This window comes from Pantoea sp. B270 (genome assembly GCF_018726825.1).
GTDB classification, from domain to species: domain Bacteria; phylum Pseudomonadota; class Gammaproteobacteria; order Enterobacterales; family Enterobacteriaceae; genus Pantoea; species Pantoea dispersa.
The window spans coordinates 733,082-757,661 of sequence record NZ_JAHCSX010000001.1; the positions used below are offsets into that span (position 1 = coordinate 733,082).

Annotated in this window: 21 protein-coding genes; 10 read left to right on the top strand and 11 right to left on the bottom strand. The window is 58.5% G+C overall.

The features are described 5' to 3' along the window. Positions 1 to 3 precede the first annotated feature (3 nt). Positions 4 to 252 carry a GlsB/YeaQ/YmgE family stress response membrane protein gene (locus KOL70_RS03600; RefSeq protein WP_021506355.1) on the top strand — a complete coding sequence of 83 codons (249 nt, stop codon included), beginning with the start codon at positions 4 to 6 and terminating at the stop codon, positions 250 to 252. Between the two features lie 62 nt (positions 253 to 314). On the opposite strand, the gene KOL70_RS03605 is transcribed toward KOL70_RS03600, so the two are convergent. After that, on the bottom strand, positions 315 to 2,411 hold the full coding sequence (locus KOL70_RS03605; RefSeq protein WP_215480220.1) for a TonB-dependent siderophore receptor: 2,097 nt from the start codon (positions 2,409 to 2,411) through the stop codon (positions 315 to 317). 244 nt (positions 2,412 to 2,655) lie between these two features. After that, the gene (gene treA, locus KOL70_RS03610) at positions 2,656 to 4,332 is read right to left on the bottom strand and encodes an alpha,alpha-trehalase TreA (protein ID WP_215480221.1); all 1,677 of its coding nucleotides are present in this window, start codon (positions 4,330 to 4,332) and stop codon (positions 2,656 to 2,658) included. 206 nt (positions 4,333 to 4,538) lie between these two features. Between treA and ghrA the strand changes: the two genes are divergently transcribed. Genes ghrA through KOL70_RS03625 form a run of 3 tightly spaced genes read left to right on the top strand, consistent with a single transcriptional unit; the run spans position 4,539 to position 6,819 of the window. Beyond that, on the top strand, positions 4,539 to 5,477 hold the full coding sequence (gene ghrA, locus KOL70_RS03615) for a glyoxylate/hydroxypyruvate reductase GhrA (protein ID WP_125309314.1): 939 nt from the start codon (positions 4,539 to 4,541) through the stop codon (positions 5,475 to 5,477). 19 nt (positions 5,478 to 5,496) lie between these two features. Next, a complete protein-coding gene (locus KOL70_RS03620) occupies positions 5,497 to 6,234 on the top strand; it encodes a phosphatase (protein WP_021506351.1) in 738 nt (245 codons plus the stop codon). Between the two features lie 27 nt (positions 6,235 to 6,261). After that, a complete protein-coding gene (locus tag KOL70_RS03625; protein ID WP_021506350.1) occupies positions 6,262 to 6,819 on the top strand; it encodes a molecular chaperone in 558 nt (185 codons plus the stop codon). Between the two features lie 4 nt (positions 6,820 to 6,823). Here KOL70_RS03625 and KOL70_RS03630 read toward each other — a convergent pair whose 3' ends face one another. After that, positions 6,824 to 8,185, bottom strand: coding sequence for a CoA transferase (locus KOL70_RS03630; RefSeq protein WP_215480222.1), 1,362 nt, complete (start codon positions 8,183 to 8,185; stop codon positions 6,824 to 6,826). Between the two features lie 46 nt (positions 8,186 to 8,231). Continuing rightward, on the bottom strand, positions 8,232 to 9,116 hold the full coding sequence (locus KOL70_RS03635) for a DMT family transporter (protein WP_166710260.1): 885 nt from the start codon (positions 9,114 to 9,116) through the stop codon (positions 8,232 to 8,234). 186 nt (positions 9,117 to 9,302) lie between these two features. Between KOL70_RS03635 and KOL70_RS03640 the strand changes: the two genes are divergently transcribed. Beyond that, positions 9,303 to 10,016 carry a glutamine amidotransferase gene (locus KOL70_RS03640; protein WP_058780727.1) on the top strand — a complete coding sequence of 238 codons (714 nt, stop codon included), beginning with the start codon at positions 9,303 to 9,305 and terminating at the stop codon, positions 10,014 to 10,016. Here the strand turns inward: KOL70_RS03640 and KOL70_RS03645 are convergent. Continuing rightward, a complete protein-coding gene (locus KOL70_RS03645) occupies positions 10,004 to 10,567 on the bottom strand; it encodes a class I SAM-dependent methyltransferase (protein WP_021506346.1) in 564 nt (187 codons plus the stop codon). The two genes, KOL70_RS03640 and KOL70_RS03645, sit on opposite strands and share 13 nt — an antisense overlap. A gap of 272 nt (positions 10,568 to 10,839) precedes the next feature. Here KOL70_RS03645 and KOL70_RS03650 point away from each other — a divergent pair, with 272 nt between their 5' ends. Next, positions 10,840 to 12,360 carry an aldehyde dehydrogenase family protein gene (locus KOL70_RS03650; protein WP_104092836.1) on the top strand — a complete coding sequence of 507 codons (1,521 nt, stop codon included), beginning with the start codon at positions 10,840 to 10,842 and terminating at the stop codon, positions 12,358 to 12,360. 167 nt (positions 12,361 to 12,527) lie between these two features. Beyond that, on the top strand, positions 12,528 to 12,692 hold the full coding sequence (locus KOL70_RS03655) for a hypothetical protein (protein WP_021506344.1): 165 nt from the start codon (positions 12,528 to 12,530) through the stop codon (positions 12,690 to 12,692). Positions 12,693 to 12,763: 71 nt separating this feature from the next. Here KOL70_RS03655 and fumA read toward each other — a convergent pair whose 3' ends face one another. Both fumA and KOL70_RS03665 read right to left on the bottom strand, forming a co-directional pair. Further along, complete coding sequence (gene fumA, locus KOL70_RS03660; RefSeq protein ID WP_058769655.1) at positions 12,764 to 14,407, bottom strand: class I fumarate hydratase FumA; 1,644 nt, start codon at positions 14,405 to 14,407, stop codon at positions 12,764 to 12,766. Positions 14,408 to 14,571: 164 nt separating this feature from the next. Then, on the bottom strand, positions 14,572 to 16,083 hold the full coding sequence (locus KOL70_RS03665; RefSeq protein ID WP_058769656.1) for an anion permease: 1,512 nt from the start codon (positions 16,081 to 16,083) through the stop codon (positions 14,572 to 14,574). A gap of 164 nt (positions 16,084 to 16,247) precedes the next feature. Here KOL70_RS03665 and KOL70_RS03670 point away from each other — a divergent pair, with 164 nt between their 5' ends. From KOL70_RS03670 to KOL70_RS03680, 3 genes are all read left to right on the top strand, one after another. Then, positions 16,248 to 16,427 (top strand): hypothetical protein, encoded by a 180-nt coding sequence (locus KOL70_RS03670; protein WP_125309308.1) that lies wholly within the window; start codon positions 16,248 to 16,250, stop codon positions 16,425 to 16,427. 261 nt (positions 16,428 to 16,688) lie between these two features. After that, a complete protein-coding gene (locus KOL70_RS03675; RefSeq protein WP_021506341.1) occupies positions 16,689 to 19,469 on the top strand; it encodes a flavocytochrome c in 2,781 nt (926 codons plus the stop codon). A 50-nt stretch (positions 19,470 to 19,519) separates the two neighbouring features. Next, a complete protein-coding gene (locus tag KOL70_RS03680; protein ID WP_215480223.1) occupies positions 19,520 to 20,485 on the top strand; it encodes an FAD:protein FMN transferase in 966 nt (321 codons plus the stop codon). Here KOL70_RS03680 and dcuR read toward each other — a convergent pair. From dcuR to KOL70_RS03700, 4 genes are all read right to left on the bottom strand, one after another. Further along, positions 20,479 to 21,198 (bottom strand): two-component system response regulator DcuR, encoded by a 720-nt coding sequence (gene dcuR / locus KOL70_RS03685; protein WP_021506339.1) that lies wholly within the window; start codon positions 21,196 to 21,198, stop codon positions 20,479 to 20,481. The two genes, KOL70_RS03680 and dcuR, sit on opposite strands and share 7 nt — an antisense overlap. After that, positions 21,191 to 22,825 (bottom strand): sensor histidine kinase, encoded by a 1,635-nt coding sequence (locus KOL70_RS03690; protein WP_132462880.1) that lies wholly within the window; start codon positions 22,823 to 22,825, stop codon positions 21,191 to 21,193. Before KOL70_RS03690 ends, dcuR begins: the two co-directional genes overlap by 8 nt. Before the next feature lie 114 nt (positions 22,826 to 22,939). After that, the gene (gene msrA, locus KOL70_RS03695) at positions 22,940 to 23,476 is read right to left on the bottom strand and encodes a peptide-methionine (S)-S-oxide reductase MsrA (protein ID WP_021506337.1); all 537 of its coding nucleotides are present in this window, start codon (positions 23,474 to 23,476) and stop codon (positions 22,940 to 22,942) included. Between the two features lie 333 nt (positions 23,477 to 23,809). Further along, positions 23,810 to 24,235 (bottom strand): hypothetical protein, encoded by a 426-nt coding sequence (locus KOL70_RS03700; protein WP_223815622.1) that lies wholly within the window; start codon positions 24,233 to 24,235, stop codon positions 23,810 to 23,812. Positions 24,236 to 24,580 lie beyond the last annotated feature (345 nt).

A 24,580-nucleotide genomic window follows, 5' to 3' on the forward strand; every position in this document is an offset into this window, starting at 1 on the left:
CAAATGGGTATTCTTTCATGGATTATTTTTGGTCTGATTGCCGGGATTATCGCTAAATGGATCATGCCAGGTAAAGATGGCGGCGGATTTATTTTGACCGTGGTACTCGGGATTGTCGGTGCGGTGGTGGGCGGCTGGATCAGTACCCTGTTCGGCTTTGGCCGGGTTGACGGTTTCAACTTTGGCAGCTTTGTGGTCGCGGTGATCGGTGCCATTGTGGTGCTGTGGATCTACCGTAAAGTCCGCAGCTGACGCCAAATCACGATTCAACAAGATCCGCAGTCCCGTCCGGGGCTGCGGATTTTTTTATGTCGTCAGAAATCGTAGCCGATTGTGGCGGTCAGCGTCCGCTCCGCGCCGCGATAGCAGTAACCGGTGCCGTAGCAGGCTGCCAGATACTTTTTATCCGTCAGATTGCGGGCATTCAGCTGCAGCCAGGCACCTTTCAGGCTCGACTGCCACGCGCCCAGATCGGCGCGCAGCGAGGCGTCAAACAGGGTCACCGACGGCAAACGGGTGGTGTTTTCGTTATCGGCCCACTGGCGGCCAATATAGCGCACCCCGGCACCCGCGCTCAGGCCGTAATCAAACTGATAATGCCCCCACAGCGACGCCATGCTATTTGGCGTGACGTACGGCGTATGGCCATCGTTGCCGTCCACGGAATCCTTAAAGCGCAGATGGTTGAGCGTATAACCGGCGACGGTGCTGAACCGTTCGGTCAGCTGGCTGCGCGCCTCCAGTTCAATGCCCTGTGCATGCACTTTGCCGGACGGGGTGTAGGTGCCGTCCTGCACGTTACGGTTGGCCACATCGTTCTGCGTCAGATCGTACAGGGCCACGCTGTAGAGATCGCGCGTGCCGTTCGGCTGGTATTTCACCCCGGCTTCATACTGTTCTGAGGTGGTCGGTTTTAGCTGATTCCCGTCGGGATCGGTCAGCGAAGCCGGGGTAATCGCCTGGCTCCAGCTGACGTACGGCGACACGCCGTTATCAAAGGCGTACAGCAGCGCGGCGCGGCCGCTGACGTGATCGTCCTGACGACGACTATTGCCATTCTCTGACACGATGCGGTCATAGCGACCAGACAAATCCAGATGCCAGCGCTGCCACGCCATCTCATCCTGCAGATAGAGGCCGCTCTGATAGTAGCGGCGCGTCTGCGCTGTCCAGAGGTAATCCGGCTGGCTGCCGATGGCCTCGCCGCTCCAGGCATTCAGCGGTGAGGCAGCGCCGCTGGCGTCGCTCAGATCATTTTTGTAGCGGTGATACTCCGCGCCGAGCGTGACGCGATGCTGCAGCGCACCGCTGGCAAACTCCGCCTGCAGCTGGTTATCAGTCGCCCACGCGCTGAGCGAAGAGCGCTCACCGGAGTAGTAGCGATTGAGCAGGTCCGGATTGTCGCTGTTCCAGCCAATCTGGTACACCTGGTCGAGCGCCACGTTGGAATGGCTGTAGCTGCCGGTGCTGTGCACCGACCATACCTCATCGAAACGGTGCGAAAAGTCGTAGCCGTAAATCTGCTCATGACGTTTGAACTGATCCAGCGCGCTGTCGCCCTCATAAAAGCCGTCGCTCAGCCAGCGGCCATTGTGGCTGTACAGCGTGCCTTCCGCCGGCACCGAGCCGTGATAGCCGCCTGAGGGATCTTTTTGCAGATAAGCACGCAGCAGCAGGCTGGTGTCTTCATCCGGCTGCCACAGCAGCTGGGGTGACAGCGCATATTTCTCTTCGCGCGTGTGGTCGTACTGGGTATCGCTGTTGCGCGTGATGCCGGTCAGGCGGTACGCCCATTGATCGTTAATCGCATCGGTGTAATCAAAGGCGGCGCTGTTGCTGGCATTGCTACCGGTGGCGAAGCGTAAATGGCCCTGTGAAGCAAACTGCGGTCGCTTCGTGACCATGTTCACCAGTCCGCCCGGCACCGTCTGACCATAAAGGGCAGAAGAGGGGCCTTTAATTACGTCGATGCGGTCAAGGAACCAGTTATCCACCTGCAGGATGTTGAAGCTGCCGCCGTCGCTCATCACGCGCAGACCGTCAAGGAAGGTGTTGTCGACGTCACCGCCGTGGAAACCGCGCAGCGAAATGGTGTCGTAACGCGTGGCCGCGCCACCAAAGTTGGTGAAAACCCCCGGGGTATAGCCCAGCGCCTGGTTCAGATCCTGCGCGCCCTGATCGTCAATCTGCTGACGCGTCACCACGGAAATGGACTGCGGCGTGGTGACGAGTGGACGATCGCTTTTCGTGGCGCCGCTGCGGGTGGCGAGATAGCCCGCCGTAGGCGAGGTGGCGCTCTCCTGCGGCTGTGCGGTGACCACCAGAGAGGGTTCGGCTACGCCGAGTGCCGGAAACGCCAGCGCCAGCGTGCACAGCAGCCGGCCACGGTTAAGGGGGAACAGCGCGGTCATAATGATTCCTTTGGCTGAGAACAAAAGCCGCACCATACCAGCGCGGCGGTTAATGATGAGAAAAAGAGTCATTTTAAGATTGAGAATTATTATCTTTTAGCAAGGGGTGTTTCAAGATGTAAAAGATAAGTAATGGAAAAGTGTGATGCGCAGGGGGATGCCGCAGCGCCGGGCGTGGTCATCGCCTGGCTGTGGCATCGGGCCTGAGAAGCAGGTGCGCACGGCGGCGCACCTGACGTCAGGGTTATTTCGCCGCGTTTAGCGTCGGCATTGAGGGGATGTCACGTGTGCTGTTACAGGTTTTATCTTTCGGACAATACTTATCCAGCAGCTTCAGCGTTACGCCGTTAGTCCAGCCAAAACCGTCCTGCAGCGGATACTCGCCACCGCCACCACCGCCCAGTTGGGCACCGTCGACCACATACTTCTCGACCAGTTTGTGCTCGCGATCGTAAGTCTGCTGCACATTTTGCAGGAAGCGCAGACCAATCTGCTGCGCCAGCTGGTTCTGCTTATAGTGCTCCAGACCTTCGACCGCTACCCACTGCAGCGGGGCCCAGCCGTTAGGCGCATCCCACTGCTGGCCGTTGTTTACCGTCGTGGTGACCAGCCCGCCCGGTTTCAGCAGCTGTTTTTCCACGGCGGCGGCGGTACGTTCCGCCTGTTTGTCGCCCGCCAGCTGCATATACAGCGGGAACAGCGTGGCGGCGGTGAGCTGATTGTGCACCTGCTTTTTCTGGAAATCGTAGTCGGCATACCAGCCCTGTTTGTCATCCCACAGGTAACGATTGATCGCCGCCTGGCGCTTCTCTGCATCCGCCGCAAACTGCTGCGCTTTATCATTCTGTTTTGCCAGCTTCGCGGCTTTCGCCAGCGTCTGCTCCAGGTGGAACAGCAGGCTGTTGAGGTCAACCGGGGCCAACTGGGTGGTGCGAATCGAGGCCAGATTGTGCGCATCGGTGAACCAGCGTGAGCTGAAGTCCCAGCCCGAGGCGGCGCCCGCGCGCAGATCGCGATACACCTGCTGTTTATTGCGCTCAGGCGCTTTTTTCGCGGTGTTGACATCGTCCAGCCAGGATTCGGTGCGCGGCACGTCACGGTCATCCCAGTAGCGATTGAGCAGGGTGCCGTCGCTCAGTTTCACCACGCGCTTGCTCGCCTGGCCGGCAGCCACCTTGTCGCTGTCCGCCATCCAGTAGTCATACTCTTTTTGCAGCTGTGGCAGATACTGGCGGTAGACATCGTCTCCCTTGTGGCTGGCCAGCAAATCCACCATCAGGCTGAAGAACGGCGGCTGCGAGCGGCTGAGATAATAGCTGCGGTTGCCGTTGGGGATGTGGCCGTACTTGTCCAGCTCGCTGGCGAAGTTGTCCACCATATCCTGCACCCGATCCCAGTGGCCGCTCTCTGCCAGCCCGAGCATGGTGAAGTAGCTGTCCCAGTAATAGACTTCGCGGAAACGCCCGCCTGGCACCACGTACGGTTTCGGCAGTGGCAGCAGCGAATCGTACTGGCTGGCCGTTGGCGTGCTGCGCGTCAGCACCGGCCACAGACCATTGATGTGCGCGCGCAGGCTCTGGCCGGCGGGCGGCACGTATTTATCCTGCGCTTTGGGCAGGGTGAAGTTGGTATCCACGAAGCGCCTGAGATCGAAATTACGCTGATTTTTCTGCATCTGCCAGTCGGCGAGAATCGACGCCGGGTCATATTTGGGGACCGCATCGGCAAAGGTTTTCTGGTCCGGATAAAATCTGGCCTGCTGCACGGCACTGAATAGTGGGCCGAGTCGCACATCCGGCGGCTGCGGCTGGGCGCTGAGCATGCGGCTGTTATCCTCAGCGTGCACAGCAGACGCGCTCAGCAGCGACGCGCTGAGCAATAGGGTAAGACGCGCAGGCGTAAACACTACATTTTTTATCATCGGTTTTTCTCCTTGTCCGAAAAGGTGGTGCGCTAACGCATTGACCACCCGAACAACTTTAGACGTTAACGCGCCGCTTAGCCTTTTGCAGCGGCGGAAATGTGAAGCCTTCGCGATTAATCGCCGGAAAATTGCGGTGCCGCGCGGGTTTTTACTTGCCCTGCGCCGCTATTTGACTGAGGCTGAAAGAAAAAAAGGAGAGCAGTATGGAGATCATCTGGTATCACCCGTCACTGAATCCGCAGCCGTGGCTGGACGGCATGCGCCAGCGACTGCCGGAAGTGCGCATCCGCCAGTGGCAGCCGGGCGACAGTGCGCCTGCCGACTACGCCATTGTGCGATCGCCGCCGGTGGAGATGCTGGCGGGACGGGCGTTGTGTGGCGTATTCGCCATGGGGGCCGGCGTGGACGAAATTTTGCGGCAGCTGCGCACGCACCCTGAGATGCTGGCTGACGCGGTGCCGCTCTACCGGCTGGAAGACACCGGCATGGCACGCCAGATGCAGGAGTATGCGAACTGGTGCGTGCTGGGCTGGTTCCGCCGCTTCGCCGACTATCACCAGCAGCAGCGACAGGCGCTATGGCAGCCGCTGCCGGACCGCGAACGTGCTAATTTTACCATTGGCGTGCTGGGGGCAGGCGTGCTCGGCCGCAGCGTGCTGGAGAGCCTGCGCCAGTGGGGCTTTCCGCTGCGCTGCTGGAGCCGCTCGCCGAAGCAGATAGCCGGTGTCACCACCTTTCACGGCCGCGACCAGCTGGCGGATTTTCTCGCTGACAGTCAGGTATTAATTGATTTGCTGCCCGCTACGCCGGAAACCAGCAATCTGATCGATAGCGCGTTTCTTAGCGCGCTACCGCGCGGTGCCTGTTTCCTCAATCTCGCGCGCGGTGCGCACGTGGTGGAGGCCGATCTGCTGGCGGCGCTGGAGAGCGGTCAGCTGGCCGCCGCAGCGCTGGACGTATTCCAGGTGGAACCGCTGCCGGCCGCGAGTCCGCTGTGGTCTCATCCGCGTGTCATGATTACCCCGCATAATGCCGCCACCACCTTGCCGCATGAGGCGATGGACTATATCGCCGGTGCCATCACGGCACTGGAGCAGGGCCAACAGCCGCGCGGTCTGGTCGATCGCCAGCGCGGCTATTAATTCAGCAGAGGAGAAGAGGATGTATCCCGTCGATTTACATATGCACACCGTGGCCAGCACCCATGCGTACAGCACGCTGCACGATTACGTCGCTCAGGCGAAACAGAACGGCCTGAAGCTGTTCGCCATTACCGATCACGGTCCGGACATGGCCGATGCGCCGCACTACTGGCATTTTGTCAATATGCGCATCTGGCCGCGCGTGATTGACGGCGTCGGCGTGCTGCGCGGCATTGAAGCCAACATCAAAAATCAGCAGGGTGAGATTGATTGCAGCGGGCCGATGCTGGATGCGCTGGATTTGATCGTCGCCGGCTTCCATGAGCCGGTCTATGCGCCGCGCGACAAGGCTCACCACACCGAAGCGATGATCGCCACCATGGCCAGCGGACTGGTGCACATCATCAGTCATCCGGGCAACCCAAAATTTCCGGTGGATATTCGCGCCATCGCGGAAGCCGCCGCGCACTACGATGTGGCGCTGGAGATCAACAACTCGTCATTTACCCATTCGCGTCCGGGCAGTGAACCTAACTGCCGTGCGATTGCGGAAGCGGTGCGTGACGCCGGTGGCCGGCTGGCGTTTGGCTCCGATTCGCACACCGCCTTTACCCTCGGTGATTTCGAACACTGCCTGCGTATTACGCGCGAAGTGGATTTTCCGCAGGATCGCGTGTTAAATGTCACGCCGCGTCGCCTGCTCGACTTTCTCGAACAGCGCACCGGCAAACACATTGCGGAATTTGCCGACTTTTAACTTTTTTGCCTCAAGGAATTCTGTTGCATGAATGAGTTTTCCATTCTCTGCCGCGTCATCGGCTCGCTGTTTAATCGCCAGCCGCAGGACCCGCTGCTGGTGCCGCTGTTCACCCTGCTGCGCGAAGGCAAACTGAAAGATCAGTGGCCGCTGGAGCAGGATGAACTGCTGACCCGGCTGCAGCAGAATAGCGATCCGCAGGCGCTGGCGGCGGATTACAACGCGCTGTTCGTCGGCAGCGACTGCAGCGTACCGCCGTACGCCTCACAGTGGCCGAACGGACCGCAGGAAGCCGAGGTGCGGGCGTTTTTAACCTCACGCGGTATGCCACTGAGCGAGTCGCCGGCCGATCACTTTGGCGTGCTGCTGCTGGCGGCCTCCTGGCTGGAAGATCAGTCTGCAGAAGATGAGGCGGCGGCCCAGCTGGCGCTGTTCGATGACTACCTGCTGCCGTGGTGCGGCGCCTTCCTCGGTAAAGTGGAAGCCCACGCCACCACCGCGTTTTATCGCACGCTGGCGGCGCTGAGCCGTGAGGCGATTCAGGCGATGTATGACGAACTGCGTGAAGAGGGCGACGACGCCTGAGTCGTCACCAGCAGGGATGGCTGCTGCCGGGCAGCTGCGCCGGTGAAGCGCACAGCATCGGCGTACCGGGCAGATAAGCCGCGGCGCGCAGGCGCTCGCCAATCCCCCAGCGATTGATCTCCAGCGCGCTCAGCGCATCGTGCGGCTGCGGCGTAATGCCGCGCTGTTCGCCTTGTGGCGCTGCGCCGTGCTGCTGAAGCAACAGCGCGGTGCGCGCCAGCGACAAACGCGCCTGCCAGCCGGTGCCGTTAACGTGGCGCTGGCGTAATCCTTCCAGCACCGCGGCCGCCATCATATAGCCGGTGGCGTGATCCAGCGCCTGCACCGGCAGCGGCGTCGGTTTAACGCCGGCCTGCCAGCGCATGCCCTGTTCGGCGATGCCGCAGGCCATCTGCACCAGGCTGTCAAAACCGCGCCGGTTGCGCCACGGCCCGTGCCAGCCCCAGGCGTTGAGGCTGACATCCACCAGCCCCGGCGCCAGCCGCTGACGGCTCTCCGCATCCAGCCCCAGCTTTTCCAGTGCGTCCGCGCGATAGCCGTGCACCAGCACATCCGCATGCTGCAGCAGCGTAATCAACTGATCGCGCCCGGCGCGGGTTGTGATATCCAGCTGCGCGCAGCGTTTGCCGCAGTTGATCTCCTCTTCCAGCGTCGGTTCACGCCAGCCGGGCGGATCGATGCGCAGCACCTGCGCGCCGAGGCTGGCCAGAAAGCGGGTCGCTACCGGTCCGGCAATGATGCGCGTCAGATCCAGCACCCGCACGCCCAGCAGCGGTCGCGCCGGCAGCAGCGCCCAGCCCGGCGTGGGCGCTTCGCCGGTTGCCCGTTGGGCAATCAGCGCTTCTTCGCTTACCGCCAGCCCCTGCGCGTGCTGCTGCCACTGCTGTGCGCTGCGCATCCAGGCGGCACAGCCGCCGGCGTCGACCACGGCCTGCTCCAGCGCGTGTCCCTGCCAGCGTGCCACCCCCGCCGCCAGCGATGACCGATCGGCGTGCTCGCCCAGCACGCTTGCCATGGCGGCGCGATGATGCGGTGCGTTGGTGTGCAGGCGGATCCAGCCATCCTCGCACGGATAGTCACCGGCCAGCGCGTCCCACTGGTCGGCTGGCGGACGGTTTAGCGGCGTCAGGCTGTGCTGAAACCAGCGCGAGGCCAGCCGGGCGTTGACGCTGACCGGGGCCGGACGCTCCAGCAGATCGCTCAGCGCCTGGCTGGCGAGGCCGATGCTGGTGGCGGCGAGTTCGCTAACGGCAAAAGCCGAGGGGAAGCTGTCGGTCTGAAGAAAGTGGATCGTCGGCGCGTGTTCCGCACCCCGCAATCCCTGCCACAGTTGCTGCCACAATGCGGCAGCGCGTTGAGAATCCATGCTAAACCTCCGGAAAACACGCGAGCTTCAAGCATAGCAGAGTGGATTAGCGGCGGCGCAGGCGCGGAAAGCGGGCATGCATGCGCAGGTTACGCAGGTTAATCACCGCAATCGCCGTCCCCAGCACCACCAGCGAGGCTCCAAGGATTTTGAAGCTGTTCATGCTGTCACCCAGCACCAGCACGCCCATCAGTACCGCCAGCACCGGCGTCAGCAGCGAGTAGGGCATGATCAGGTTGACGTTATATTTTTTCAGCAGCGCGTACCACAGCGTGTAGGCGACAATCGACGAGGCGAGGGCGCTGTACAGGATGCCAAACCAGCCGCGCCAGCCGGCCTGACTCAGCGCGGTAAACTGCTGCGATTCGGTCAGCCACGAGGCCGCGCCGACAATCGGCACTGCAAGGAAGGAGATCCAGCCGGTGAGCGTCAGCGGTTTAATCGGCGGCGACTTTTTCACAATCATGTTGCTCACCGCCCAGCCGGTGGCGCTGCACAGCAGAATACACAGCACCCACCACGCCGGAATTGTCGGGCTGCCGGAGAGCACCACCACGCCGGCCAGCGAGATGGCGATACCGCACAGCTGCACCAGCCGCAGTTTCTCCTTCAGCACCACCATCGCCAGCAGCATGGCAATCGGCGTGCCCAGCTGGACCACAATGGCGCCGGTGCCGGCATCGGTATAGCGCATGCCGACAAACAGCAGCGAAAAGTGCATGAAGCCAAAGGTAAACGCCAGCGTCAGCAGCCACGGCAGCTGGGCGCGCGTGATGCGGCAAAACGGCACCAGCACGATAGCCACCACCACAAAGCGCATCCAGGTCAGAAACAGCGGCGGAAGCTCCAGCAATCCCCACTTTATCGCCACGTTATTGAACGCCCAGATGCACACCACCATCAGAACCAGAAAAAAATGCCGCACCGCCACGCTGCTGTCCTTTGTTTTATTGATGTTGTCACCGTCTAATGATGGCACGAAGGCGATCGGTTGGCGCACGCGGGCGACGCTTTTTTTCGTAATGGCATTAGCTTATGCCGAAAAATCCAGGACAGGGGGCAAATTTACTGTCAGAGTGGATGTCCGAAACACGATCATTTGAGGACCGTATTCGGCATGACACAGACCCGCACCTTACCCCTTGCTTTAATTCAACTCGAAACGCCGCCGCCGCAGGTGGTGGCAAAAATTGGTGAACAACCACAGTGGTTTATTGCAGCCCTGGCGCTACAGCCGGATGATTATGTCATTGTGCGGCCGCATCTCGGGGAAGAGCTGCCGGCTTTCTCTGGCATCAGCGGTGCGATTTTCAGCGGTTCGTGGGCGATGGTGACCGATCACGCCGACTGGAGCGAGCGCACCGCCGCCTGGATTCGTGCGGCCATCGACGCGCAACTGCCGCTGCTCGGCGTTTGCTATGGTCATCAGCTGATGGCCTATGCGCTGGGCGGTAAAGTGGGCGATAACCCGAACGGCTGGGAGCGCGGGCTGAAAACCCTGACGCGCACCCCGCACCGCGATCCGTGGCTGGCACAGTTGCCGGAGGCCTTCCCGGCGTGGTTGTCGCACCGCCAGTCGGTGCTGGTACCGCCGCCGCAGGCGCAGGTGCTGGCGCGTTCAGCGCTGGATGGTTGCCAGATCCTGCGCTATTCGCCGCAGGCGCTGTCGGTGCAGTTCCATCCGGAGTTCGACCATAACATCATGACCGCCTGTCTGCCTTCCGGCGTCAGCGATGATGGCGCGCAGCTGTCTGGCGAAGACTGGGCGCGCGAGCTGCTGCAGCGTTTCTGGCAGCAGACGCGCCCGCAGGCGCAGGCTCAGGGCGCGTAATGCCGCGTGCAGCGATAAACCCAGGCGGGTGGCATATTTTTCAGCACCCGCTGGCGCTGCCAGGTGAAGTAGCGTGACAGGCTGGGCTGGGTCAGCGAGGTGTACTGAAACTGGACAAACACGCCGCGCGGTCCCAGTCCTTCATGTACCGCGCTGAGAATGGCGTCGCGTGTTGCGGGCGGCAGCGACAGCAGCGGCAGGCCGGAAAAAATCACGTCGTACTCTCCGGACAGATACTCTGCGGAGCAGGCGCGCACCTGCATGCGCGCATCGTTCCAGCGGCGTAACCCTTTTACCAGTTCGGGACTGATTTCAAACACATCCAGCTGCGCCTGCGGTGCCATATGTGCCAGCAGATGACGAGTCAGCACGCCGTCGCCGGCGCCCAGCTCGGCAATGCGCAGGCTGTGCTCCCAGTTGACCGTTTCACACATGGCGCGACACAGGGCGGCTGAAGAGGGCGTGATGCTGCCCATTTTGCGCGGATTGCGGATAAATTGCTGAACGAAGTTCGCTTTGGCGCGCATTACCATCAGGGCTGAAGCCAGCATCTTGTTCTCCTGTTCACGGGTCTGCTTCATATTGACCGCACAAATCGCACATGTTCCGCTTTTCCTCACGCTTATGGCCAAACTCGGAATTATCTGTCTGTGACAGGCGCAGGTTATGACGTGACGGCAGGACAGTTTCTTAACGCCCTATTTTCCTTCGATGCGGTCACAGTTTCCCGCTGAGCGATCTGACAGGCTGGCATTGTTCGCTCAATGTTAATAACAAGTTTAAATGTTGTTAATCGCCACTCTGTCCCGCAAGGAGAAACACCATGCGTTACGCTGCTCCGGGAGAAACCGGTTCTCTCATCCACCTGCAATCGCGTTATGGCAACTTCATCAACGGCGAATTTGTTCCGCCGGTAAACGGTAACTATTTTGTTAACACCACGCCGATCAACGGCTCGACCATCGGCGAATTTCCGCGCTCGGATAAACAGGATATCGACAACGCCGTCGCCGCCGCACAGGCCGCTGCGGACGCATGGGGCAAAACCTCGCCGCAGGCGCGTTCGCTGCTGCTGCTGAAAATTGCCGACCGGCTGGAAGCCAATCTGGAAGCCATCGCGGTCAATGAAACCTGGGATAACGGTAAGCCGGTGCGTGAAACCCTGGCGGCTGATTTGCCGCTGGCGGTTGACCACTTCCGCTACTTTGCCGGCTGCGTGCGCGCCCAGGAAGGCACCGCGGCAGAGATTGACGAGTTCACCGCCGCCTACCACTTTCATGAGCCGCTTGGGGTCGTCGGACAAATTATCCCGTGGAACTTCCCGCTGCTGATGGCGGCGTGGAAACTGGCGCCGGCGCTGGGTGCCGGTAACTGCGTGGTGCTGAAGCCCGCCGAACAGACGCCGCTCTCCATTACCCTGTTGATGGAGCTGATTAAAGACCTGGTGCCGCCGGGCGTGATTAACGTGGTGCACGGCTACGGCAAAGAGGCCGGCGAGGCGCTGGCTTCGCATCCGGGTATCGCCAAAATCGCTTTTACCGGATCGACCGCCACCGGCGGCCACATTCTTGAGCTGGCGGCAAAAAGCCTGATCCCGTCCACCGTCGAGCTGGGCGGCAAGTCGCCCAACATTTTCTTCGAAGACATCATGCGGGCGGAGGAGAGCTTCATCGAAAAAGCGGCCGAAGGCGTGGTGCTGGGCTTCCTCAATCAGGGCGAAGTCTGTACCTGTCCGTCACGCGCGCTGGTGCAGGAGTCGATTTTTGAGCCGTTTATGGCGGCGGTGATGAAGCGCATCCAGACCATTAAACGTGGCGATCCGCTCGACACTGAGACCATGATCGGCGCGCAGGCGTCGCAGCAGCAGTTCGACAAAATTCTCTCTTACCTGGAGATTGCGCAGCAGGAGGGCGCGCAGGTGCTGCACGGCGGTGGGGTGGAGAAAATCGGTGAAGCGTTTGCCAGCGGTTACTACATTCAGCCGACGCTGCTGAAAGGTGATAACAGCATGCGCGTCTTCCAGGAGGAGATTTTCGGACCGGTGGTCGGCGTGCTGACCTTTAAAGATGAAGCGGAAGCGATTGCCATCGCCAACGATTCGATTTACGGCCTCGGTGCGGGCGTGTGGACGCGCGATATCAACCGTGCTTACCGCGTAGGTCGCGCGATCAAAGCCGGTCGCGTCTGGACCAACTGCTATCACCTCTATCCGGCGCACGCCGCGTTTGGCGGCTATAAAAAATCCGGTATTGGCCGTGAAACCCACAAAATGATGCTCGATCACTATCAGCAGACCAAAAATTTGCTGGTCAGCTACAGCACGCAACCTCTCGGCTTTTTCTGATTTAACCGGCAGCGGTGCGCGCCGCTGCCGCCTTCATGGCAACGTCACACAGCCCTGTCACAGTGCTGACAGAAAAAACAGATTATTCCCCCTGTTATTAAGACGCGTCTTGTCGATATTAAGAGACGTGAGTTTATACAGTAACGCACCGTTTTTAAGGAGAGAAGATGAACACCCTGTACCACTTTCAGGAGCAGCACGACGAAGTGCTGGATGCGGTCGAAGAGAATATCATTACCGTAAATCTGCCGGGCCGCCAGGCAATCTACGTGATTGGCCAGAACGACGACGATGCCGATCTGTTGCTGGACGTGCAGCTGCGCGGTGTGTGAGCGCCGCAGGGTCTGGCAGACAAAAAAAATCCGCAGCTTTTACGCCGCGGATTTTTTTATAGCTGGCCGGCTTATTTCACGCAGGCAGCACACTGGTTGTGGATTTGCTGGAAGAAGTCGTTGCCTTTGTCATCCACCAGGATGAACGCCGGGAAGTTCTCCACTTCAATTTTCCAGATCGCTTCCATGCCCAGTTCAGCATACTCCACGCACTCCAGACTCTTAATGCTTTGCTGCGCCAGCACCGCCGCCGGGCCGCCAATACTGCCCAGATAGAAGCCGCCGTGTTTATGGCAGGCATCCGTGACCTGCTGGCTGCGGTTACCTTTGGCCAGCATCACCATGCTGCCGCCGTTAGCCTGCAGCAGATCGACGTAGGAGTCCATGCGGCCGGCGGTGGTCGGACCGAGTGAACCGGACGCGTAACCTTCCGGCGTTTTCGCCGGGCCTGCATAGTACACCGGGTGATCTTTGATGTACTGCGGCAGACCTTCGCCGTTGTCGATGCGCTCTTTCAGTTTGGCGTGCGCAATATCACGCGCCACGATGATGGTGCCGTTCAGCGACAGACGCGTCGCCACCGGGTAAGCGGAAAGCTGGGCGAGGATCTCGCTCATCGGGCGATTGAGATCGACGCTGACCACTTCGCCTTCGCCCTGCTGACGCAGCGCTTCCGGGATATAGCGACCCGGATTGTCTTCCAGCTTCTCGATCCAGATGCCTTCGCGGTTAATTTTGGCTTTGATGTTGCGGTCAGCCGAGCAGGAAACGCCCATGCCTACCGGGCAGGATGCGCCGTGACGCGGCAGACGCACCACGCGGATATCGTGAGCAAAATATTTACCACCAAACTGCGCGCCCAGGCCGAGTTTCTGCGAGGCTTCCAGCAGTTCCTGTTCCAGCTGCACGTCACGGAACGCCTGACCGTGTTCGTTACCTTCGGTCGGCAGCGAATCATAATAGTGGGTTGACGCCAGTTTCACGGTTTTCAGCGTGCTCTCAGCGGAAGTGCCGCCGATGACAAACGCAATGTGGTACGGCGGACAGGCCGCAGTGCCGAGCGACATCATTTTATCGATCAGGTAGTTTTTCAGCTTCGCTGGTGTGATCAGCGCTTTGGTTTCCTGATACAGATAAGTTTTGTTAGCAGAACCGCCACCTTTGGCGATGCACAGGAATTTGTATTCGTCGCCGTCAACGCTGTAGAGATCGATCTGCGCCGGCAGGTTGGTGCCGGTGTTGACCTCTTTGTACATATCGAGCGGCGCATTCTGCGAGTAGCGCAGGTTATCTTCGATAAAGGTGTTGTAAACGCCCTGAGACAGCGCAGCTTCATCGCCACCGCCGGTCCAGACGCGCTGGCCTTTTTTACCCATGATGATGGCGGTACCGGTGTCCTGGCAGGTCGGCAGCACGCCTTTGGCGGCGATTTCCGAGTTGCGCAGGAACTGCAGCGCCACGTATTTGTCGTTCTGACTGGCTTCATCGTCCGCCAGAATCGACGCCACCTGCTGCTGATGTGAGGCGCGCAGCATAAAAGAGGCATCGTGGAACGCCTGCTGTGCCAGCAGCGTCAGCGCTTTCGGGTCGACTTTCAGGACTTCTTCGCCGTCAAAGTTGGCCACCGAAACATGGTCGCGGCTCAGCAGATAGTACTCGGTATCATCTTTGGCGAGAGGAAAGGGATTCTGGTAGTAGAAGGGTTTGTTCGACATGTTGGCTCACTTAGCTTCGTGTTGCCCGCCAGCATGACGGGCGACAAATTAGGCGATCTGTTATTCGATTTTCTCTCGCCAGTCCGCGGCAAGAGCTGACTGGCGAGTATCATACCACTTTAACGTTGTTACGCGGCTGCGTTTTTAACATCAAAGCAACATCATCAGAACATCATCACCATCCACGGGTAGGCAATGACCATCAGCGCCACCAGGAACAGGGCACCAAAGATGGTACCGAGACGCCAGTAGTCTTTGGTTGGCAGGTAGCCGCTACCGTAGTAAATCGGGCTTGGGCCCGTGCCGTACGGGGTGATAATGCCCATCACACCCAGTGAGGTACACATCATCAGGCAGAACACCGGCATGTTGATGCCCGGAATCGAGGCGGCAATGGTCAGCATGGCAGGCAGCAGGGCGGTGGTGTGCGCCGTGGTGCTGGCGAACAGATAGTGCAGCAGGTAGAAGGCCACCAGCAGTACCACCGCGGAAACCTGCGGGTCGTAGCCGTGCAGCAGCAGCGCACCTTCTTTACCCAGCCAGGCGATGAAGCCTACGCGCGCCAGTCCATCAGCCAGCGCGACCAGCGTGGCAAACCAGGCAAAGGTGTTCCAGGCGGCTTTGTTGCTGGTGATGTCGTTCCAGTTCAGCACGCCGGTCCACAGCATCAGCACGATAACCAGCAGAGCGGCCATCGCCGGTTCAATCCACGCAGTGGCGAAGATCCACATCATCAGCGCGGCGACCACGAACACCAGCAGCAGAATTTCATTGCGCGACAGCGGACCCAGTTTCTCCAGCTCGGCTTTAGCCCAGCGTGGCACTTCGTCATTCACTTTTACTTCTGGTGGATAGAGCCAGTAAGCCAGCAGCGGCATGGTAAGAATCAGCAGGATCCCCAGCGGCAGGAAGGCGAGGAACCACATGCCCCACGAGATATCAAAGCCAACCACGCTTTTAACCAGCGCCAGCGCCAGCAGGTTAGGAGCCAGCGCGGAGAGGAACATTGAGCTGGTGATACAGGCGGCGGTGATAGCAACCCACATCAGGTAAGAACCAATTTTGCGTGCGCTTGGATCGTTAGGTTTAGAACCGTACAGCGGCGGCAGGTTGGCAATGATGGGATAGATCGTCCCGCCGCTGCGCGCGGTGTTGGACGGCGTAAACGGTGCCAGCAGCAGGTCGGCAAAGGTGATGGCATAGCCGAGCGTCAGGCTGCGACGGCCGAGATATTTCACCAGAATCAGCGCCAGGCGGCGACCGAACTGGGTTTTATCGTAGCCGGCGGCAAACATGAAGGCGCCGAAAATCAGCCACACGGTGGAGTTGCCGAAGCCGCTCACCGCCCATTTAAACGCCTGTCCAGCCGTTTTGAACTTCGGATCGGCCAGTTCTGCCGGGCTGAACAGCACGTACTGGCTGAACAGCGCGATGATCACCACGCCGGTCAGGCCGATGACCGCGCCCGGCAGCGGTTCGAAGATCAGGCCGACAATCACCCCGACGAAGATGGCGAAGAAGTGCCATGCATACGGTTCCAGCCCGGCAGGGGTGGGCACCAGCAGCAACAGCACGGCAACCACGATCGGCAGGCACAACATGACTAGCCGGTTCTTTTTCCCCGGTGCGGCAGGTGGCGCCTTTAGGGGTTCACTCTGGGTTGTTTGTGTATTCATAGTTTTGGTCTGCAAGTTATGGGAATGCGATTGACGGCCCGGTCGGGTTGATTTTTTTAGTTACGAAACGCTTGTAGCAGATCAACCGGGACGTTTTAAAGTGTCTTTTACATGAATCTTCGTTATTGCAATTTTGCTTCGCGAATTATCAATTGAATGACGCTATGATGCGATTAATTAAAATATCTATTTTGATCTGGATCAATAAAATTATTAGCGGGTTTTTTGTTTTAACCTTTTGCGCCGTAATAAATGAACCAACAGGTGTAAAATATGTGTTAAAAATGAACGGAGCGGCAAAAATACCGCCAGAATCGGGCGAAGGGCGCTTTTTATCTCTTTGATATTACGTCATTTGTTTTAAATGTAAGGAAAAAGTTGATTTTTGTCAAGTATTGGTTAAAACTTAGCGGAGCGCGGATTTCAGCAATGAGCAATAAAAAGTATTTTCACGCGTAAAACTTATATAACTAACATTCTGGGTTATGTAACTAAATAAAATGGTATATTTATGCCATGAAGTCGGACCACTTAAATTAATTATAAAGACCTCCGAACTGCCAAAGAATTGAATACACGATTTCTTAATTCTGGAGTTGCTCATCATGAATACGCTCACCCCGATTCTTAATCCGCTGACATTACCGAAAGGGGCGGTGCTGAAAAACCGCCTGGTGATGGCCCCGATGACCACCTGTACCGGCTATTACGACGGCGGCGTGACCAGCGATCTCGTTGAGTATTATCGCGTGCGTGCCGGCAGCATCGGCACCGTGATCGTCGAGTGCGCCTTTATCGATAACCGCGGTCCGGCGTTCCCGGGCGCTATCGGCATCGACAGCGACAACAAAATTCCTGGCCTGGCCAGAATCGCGCACGCCATCAAGTCTCAGGGTTCCAAAGCCATTCTGCAGATTTACCACGGCGGCCGCATGGTTGAGCCCGCGCTGATCGGCGGGAAAACCCCGGTCGCGCCCAGCGCTATCGCCGCGCCGCGTGAAGGTGCCAGCACCCCGCAGGCGCTGACGGCGGAAGAAGTGGAGGTGATGATCACCAAGTTTGGTGATGCGGTGAACCGCGCCATCAAAGCCGGCTTCGACGGCGTGGAGATCCACGGCGCTAACACCTACCTGATTCAGCAGTTCTACTCGCCGAACTCTAACCAGCGCGACGACAAATGGGGCGGCAGCCGCGACAACCGCGCGCGCTTCCCGCTGGAAGTGCTAGAAATCACCCACAAAATGGCGGAGCGCTTCGCCGCAGCGGATTTCATCATCGGCTATCGCTTCTCGCCGGAAGAGCTGGAAGTGCCCGGTATCCGCTGGGACGACACGCTGTACCTGCTGGAAAAACTGGCGGCGCGCGGGCTGGATTACGTGCACTTCTCCGTCGGCCAGCTGCTGCGTCCGTCGATTGTCGACACCCAGGATCCGACGCCGTTAATCAGCAAATACATTGAACAGCGCTCGGCGACGCTGGCGAAAGTGCCGGTGATTGGCGTTGGCGGCGTGGTGAACAAAGAGGATGCCGAACTGGCGCTGGCCTCGGGCTTCGATCTGGTGGCGATTGGTAAAGCCTGTATTGCCTATCCAGACTGGGCCGATCGCATCATCAAAAATGAGCACATGGATCTGTACATCGACAGCACCAAACGCGAAGCGCTGACCATTCCGGAACCGCTGTGGCGCTTCTCGCTGGTGGATGCGATGATCCGTGACGTCAGCGATGGCCATCGTAAGTACAAAGCCGGCGTTTACCAGGCGAAAGTGGAAGCCGAAGCGCTGAAGCTGAAAATCAACGTAACGCTCGACACCGACCGTATCACCGACATTTCGCTGGTGCCGGATCCTAACCTCGACGTCGATTTCACCAGCACCTTTGAAAGCCTGCGTGAACGTATTCTGGTGGCGAACAGCCCGCACGTCGATGCCATTACCGGCGCTACCACGCAGAGTGAGGCGCTGAAGAAAGCGGTATCGCGCGCGCTCACCACCTCCAGCAAAGAGTATGTGATTGAAGAGGGCGGCAATCCGAATGCGCCGGTCAATTACGATGTGGTGGTGGTGGGTACCGGCGGGGCCGGTCTGGCGGCGGCGATTCAGGCGCACGATGACGGCGCACGCGTGGTGATCATTGAGAAGATGCCCACCATTGGCGGTAACACCATCAAAGCGTCGGTGGGGATGAACGCCGCGGAAACCCGTTATCAGAAACTGAAAGGCATCGAAGACAGCAAAGAGCTGTTCTACGAGGAAACGCTGAAAGGCGGCAAGTTCAAAAACAACCCGGTGCTGCTGCGTGAGTTCGTTGAGCGTGCGCCAGAAGCCATTGAGTGGCTGGCGGCGAAAGACATTGAGCTGAGCGATATCACCATCACCGGCGGCATGAGCATTGACCGTACGCACCGTCCGGAAGATCGCTCGGCGGTGGGCGGCTTCCTGATTAGCGGCCTGGTGAAAAATGTTAACCAGCGCAACATCGAAGTGCTGCTGGAAACCTCGGTGGCCGAGATCCTGTTTGAAAACGGTGCGGTGACCGGCGTGAAAGTGGTTGATGAGTACAACGACAGCCGCATCCTGAATGCGAAAAGCGTGATTGTGGCCACCGGTGGTTTTAGCGCCAACCGCGAGATGGTGGTGAAATACCGTCCGGAGCTGGATGGTTTCGTTACCACCAACCACAAAGGCGCCACCGGCAGCGGTATCGCCATGCTGCAGAAAATTGGCGCCGAGACTGTCGACATGGGCGAAATCCAAATCCACCCAACCGTTGAGCAGACCACCTCGTACCTGATTTCCGAAGCGATGCGCGGCGGCGGGGCGATTCTGGTCAGCCAGGCCGGTAAGCGTTTCTACAATGAAATGGAAACCCGTGACAAAGTTTCTGCCGAGATTATCGCGCTGCCGGAAAAAAGCGCGTGGATCGTGTTCGATGAGCAGGTGCGTGCCAACAACAAAGCGGCGGACGAATACATCGCCAAAGGCTTTGTGATTAGCGCGCCGACGCCACACGAGCTGGCGGTGAAACTCAACATGGATCAGGAAACGCTGCAAAGCACGCTGGGCCGTTACAATGAGTTTGTGATTAACCAGAAAGACGAAGACTTTGGCCGTGCCACCGCGCTGCGTCATCCGCTCAATCAGGGGCCGTTCTTCGCGATTCGTATCGCACCGGGCGTGCACCACACCATGGGCGGCGTGACCATCAACACCGAGACCGCGGTGCTTGACGCGCAGAAACAGGTGATTCCTGGGGCCTGGGCGGCGGGTGAAGTGGTTGGCGGCATCCACGGTGCGAACCGCATCGGCGGTAACGCCGTCGCCGATATCATTATCTTTGGTATCAAAGCGGGCCGTAATGCCGCTAAACTGGCGTTAGGTAACTAAGCTATCACGATGCCCGCGCCCTGCGGGCATCGTTCTCTTGCGGGGCCACAATGACAAGCGACGCTGGCGTCCATTCCTATTCTGCCGTCCTCATGGGTTCGCCCATTCTGCTCAAACTGTTCGAAGACAATCCTACGCTGGCCAGCCAGGTCTTTCGCCTGATCAAACAGCAGGAAAACCTGTTTACCGTCAACCGCGCCGAATCCGAAGTGATGGCCATTAATCAGGCCGCCGGACGCCATCCGGTGGTGGTGAGCGCGCCGGTTTTTGCGCTGATTAGCGTGGCGCACGCGGTGAGCATCCTGCCGGACAGCGCGTTTAACTTCACCATCGGTCCGGTGGTGAAACGCTGGAAGATTGGTTTTCAGGGGCGTGAAGTGCCGCCCGCAGCGGAGATTGAGGCGCTGCTGCGCCTGACCGATCCGCATCAGGTGGTGCTCGATGCTGAACAGCGCTCGGTGTTTCTGCCGCTGCCGGGCATGGAGATCGATCTGGGCGCCATTGCGAAAGGCTACATCGCCGATGTGGTGCAGGCATTTCTGCGTCAGCAGGGTGTTGCGCAGGCGCTGATTAATCTCGGTGGCAATGTGCAGACGCTCGGCAGCCCGCCGCATCAGCCGCAGGGCTGGGGCATCGGGCTCAAAAAACCGTTTGGCCGGGACGATGAGCTGCTGGGTACGCTGCAGGTGCAGGGCAAATCGGTGGTGACGTCCGGGATTTATGAGCGCTACTTTGAACGCGACGGCCGCTGCTGGCATCACATCTTTGATCCGCGCACCGGTTATCCGCTGGACAATGCGTTATTGAGCGTGACGGTGATTGCCGATCGCTCGCTGGATGGCGATATCTATACCACGCTGCTGTACGGCATGGGCGTAGAGCAGGGACTGGCGTATCTCGCCGGCCAGCCTGATATCGACGCGGTGTTTGTCACCCGCGATCGGCAGATTATCTGCTCGCCGGCGCGCCATTTCCGCTTCAGCCAGCTGGATTTCAGCTGGCAGCTGCGTCACTGACAGTACTGCTGCAGCAGCGAATGGTACTCCGGCTGCAGGCGATAGCGATACACCGGGCGGCCGGTGGCACCGTAGTGAATGCTGGTAAACAGGATATTAATCTGCGCCAGCCAGATCAGGTATTTGCGACACGAAACGCGCGAAATGTTCACCTCTGCCGCCAGCTCGTCGGTGGAAAACTCATGGCCGGGATGGGCGTCAATCCACTGACATAGCGTGCGCAGCGTCTGCGGCGTTAAGCCTTTCGGCAGCCGTTTGTTGTCGTGCTGGGTGGCCGGGCTGCCGTGCATCAGCAGATCGAGGTCCGACTGCTGATAGTAGTGCTGGTTGTCCATCAGCGATTTTTTCTGCCGCCAGCCGGTCAGCGCCTCTTCAAAACGCGGGAACTGGAACGGTTTGATCAGGTAGTCGACTACGCCGTAGTGCAGCGAGGTTTTGATGTTCTCCGCGTCGGCCGCTGACGAAATGATGATCACTTCCACTGAACTCTGCGCCTGGCGCAGCTCTGGCAGCAGATCGAGCCCGTTCTCCTGCTGCATATAGATATCCAGCAGCACCAGGTCGATCGGCGTTTCGCTATTAAACAGGAACTCGCGCGCCTGCTGCAGCGTCGCGGCGGTACCCACGCAGTGAAAGCCCGGCACCTGGCCGATAAAGCTGCGGTTCAGCTCGGCCACCATGGCGTCATCGTCGACCACTAACACGTTAATCATGCGGTTTGGTTCCTCCATCCCACGGAAGTTGGACTAAAAATTGGGTGAACACGCCGGGCTCGGACTCCACGCTGACGCTGCCGCCGAGGTGCTCCGTCTGCTGTTTCAGCAGAAACAGGCCGACCCCGCGATCCTCGCCTTTGGTGGAGAAGCCCTTGTCGAACACGGTTGCCAGATGCTGCGGCGCAATGCCCGGTCCGTCATCGCTCACTTCACAGGTCAGCCAGCCGTTCTGGTAGTGCAGCATGACGTGGATTTCGCCCTCGGTCTGCTCACTCATCGCATCCAGCGCATTCTCCACCAGGTTGCCGACCACGGTGATCAGCGCCGCCATCTGCTGCTCGTTGCCGCTGTCCGGCAGGTAACTGGCATCGCTGATGGTCAGACGATGGCCGCAATCAGAGGCGCGGTTAATTTTGCTGAGCAGAAAACCGGCAATCACCGGTGATTTGATCTTCTCCAGCAGGAAGCCGATTTCCGTCTGATAGTTATTAGCGGTCTTCAGAATATAGGCTTCTACCTGCGCATAATTTTTCATGTGCAGCAGGCCGAGGATCACATGCAGCTTATTCATGAACTCGTGCGAGCGCTCACGCAGGGCATCAACATAGTTTACCATGCCGGTCAGACGCTGCATCAGCTGGCTGATTTCGGTCTTGTCCCTGAAGGTGCAGACCGCGCCGATAATGCGTCCCTGACTGCGCACCGGCACGGTGTTGCTCAGCAGCAGTCGGCCATTGACGTTGAGCTCCTCATCGCGCCGTGCGCGACCGCCGTTGAGCACTTCCTGCAGATGCTGGTCGATCACTGAGGCATCATAAATGCGCGCGGTACTCACTACGCTGCTGCCCATTTTATCGCTCAGCAGCTGGCGCGCCGCCTGATTGACCAGCGTCACCTCGCCCTGATCGTCCATCGCCACCACGCCTTCCTTGACGGAGTTAAGGATCGCCTGGCGCTGCTCAAACAGGGTGGAAATTTCGTATGGCTCGAGGCCGAACAGGATACGCTTCAGCACGCGCACCAGAATGAAGGTGCCAACCGCGCCGGCAAAAGTGCCGATCAGAATGGTCCACAGAATGCTCCAGCGACTCTGGTTGATCTGGTCGGTGACCGCCTCCAGCGAGATGCCGATAGCCACCACGCCAATCTGCCGCTGCTGGGCGTCATACACCGGGGTAAACACGCGCAGCGATTTGGCCAGCGAGCCCTGATTCACGGAGACATTCTCGTTGCCGCGCAGCGCCGGTTCGATGTCCGGGCCGATAAAGTGTTTGCCCACCAGCTCCGGATTACGGTGCGAGTAGCGGATGCCATCCATGTTGGTGATGCTGATAAACAGCAGATGGTTGCTCTCTTCCACCGCTTTGGCGATGGGCTGGATAGCGGCCCGATCGGGCGGCAGGCGCAGCGCCTGCTGAATTTCGGGGGATTTCGCCAGCGTGCGCGCTACCGCCATGGCTTTATCCTCCAGCTGGCTGCGCGTCGCGGCCCCAATCTGGAAGAAATAAAACATGTGTACGCTCAGCAGCACCAGCACAATCACCGCGCTGAGCATTAGCGTCACCAGGGTGTTGAGCTTCATCGGTCGCCTGCGCGCCGGCGTGGCTTGCTGTGGAGAGGTCATGATCGTGCTCTGCGGAAAACGGGGGGCTATTATGACGGATAATCCGCAGCGGGTCGCGCTAAATGCAGGAAGGCCGTCAGCGATGACGACCTTCCGTGGGGGAGAGCGGGCGGGTTAACCCTGTTTCACCCGGTTAGCGAAGCTTTTACGCAGTTTCTGCAGCTTCGGCGGGATCACCGCCAGGCAGTAACCGTTGCGCTGGCCGGCACCGTCCCAGTAATCCTGATGATAATCTTCTGCCGGGTACCAGGCTTTCAGCGGCTCGATGGTGGTCACCACCGGCACGCTGTGATCTTCCTGCGCGCGGGCAATTGCCGCAATCGCTTCGGCTTCCTGTTCCGCGTTAGCCGGGAAAATCGCCGAACGGTACTGGGTGCCGACATCATTACCCTGACGGTTCAGCTGGGTAGGATCGTGGGTGGCAAAGCTGATGTCCAGCAGATCGCCGTAGCTCACTTTCTCCGGATCGAAGCCTACGCGAATCGCTTCGGCGTGGCCGGTCGCACCGCTGCACACCTGCTCGTAGGTAGGATTAGGACGTTCACCGCCGGTGTAACCACTTTCGACTGACTCGACGCCAATCACATCTTTGAATACTGCTTCGGTGCACCAGAAACAGCCACCCGCGATAATCGCATATTCGGTTGCCATTGTTTTACTCCTGTCAGGGCGAAAGCGTTAGAGTGGGGGTTCAGCACGCTGAATTCAAGCCGCTTTCTGTTAACATTTCTGGCGCAACCCGGCGCGGCTTAGCCCGTAGCGCCTTGCCATTGCGCGCAGACGATCTGCGCCGCACGGGAAACGCCAGCCGATCTGCCAGCGGCGCTTTTACCTGCGTGATTAAACGTTATTCAGCGGTGAGATGTCGTGGTTTATTTTGCGCGTAATAGCCCGGATGATACGAAGCAGATAATATTCTTGTTTAAATAGAATAACGCGGCTCAGCTGAGCCGCATCAGGTAAATGACTTTCTGTCGGTGTGGATTAACGGATACTCCAGTAATCTACAATATCGCTATTATTAAAAGTGATATAGAGTCTATTACCGTGTATTTCAGTATTCCCACTACGTTTATCTGCCATTTTGCCTGCCGTAGAGGATACTTCACTTGCTGAGTTTGCCATACCTAACGCGCCGGATACGGCTCCCGCTCCCGGGATGTAGCCCAGCAGCGAAGAGGCGCTGCTGTAATCCGCATTTTTCTCGTAAATCCAGGTAGTGCCCTGAGAGGATTTTTGATTATCATCCGGGACACCATAAAGCTGCTGCACTTCCGCCTTGGTGGTTTTCCCTTCTTTAATGTGTGACTGAACGTAGGTCGCGCTGTATTTATCCTCACCCCCCGTCGACGAACATCCACTTAACAGGATAACGAGCATCACCATCAAACCCATAAGGTTAATTTTCATTTTTCCCTCTTTGTAAGTTTATTGTAAAGTCCAGATTTAAATATCACGGCCTTAATGGTTGCGCAATATTATAATGGTGCGCTTTATCTCATTTTGCTGATGCGGCAATTTTAATTATGGCTAACCTTTTGATATGGATTTGTTTTTGTTGTGATGCGCCGGCAATAAATTTTCATTGATTTTAAAATAGCGTCGGCCATTTAGGGCAGTGAAGTTTAAGCATTAAGTGCTGTATTCGTCAGCGCCCGATATTGATCAATTATCTGTAAATTAATTTCATCATTAATCGCGTATCGATTGGTGTGAATTATCAATTTTCTCTCCCGCCGCCTTGCGATTATTCCG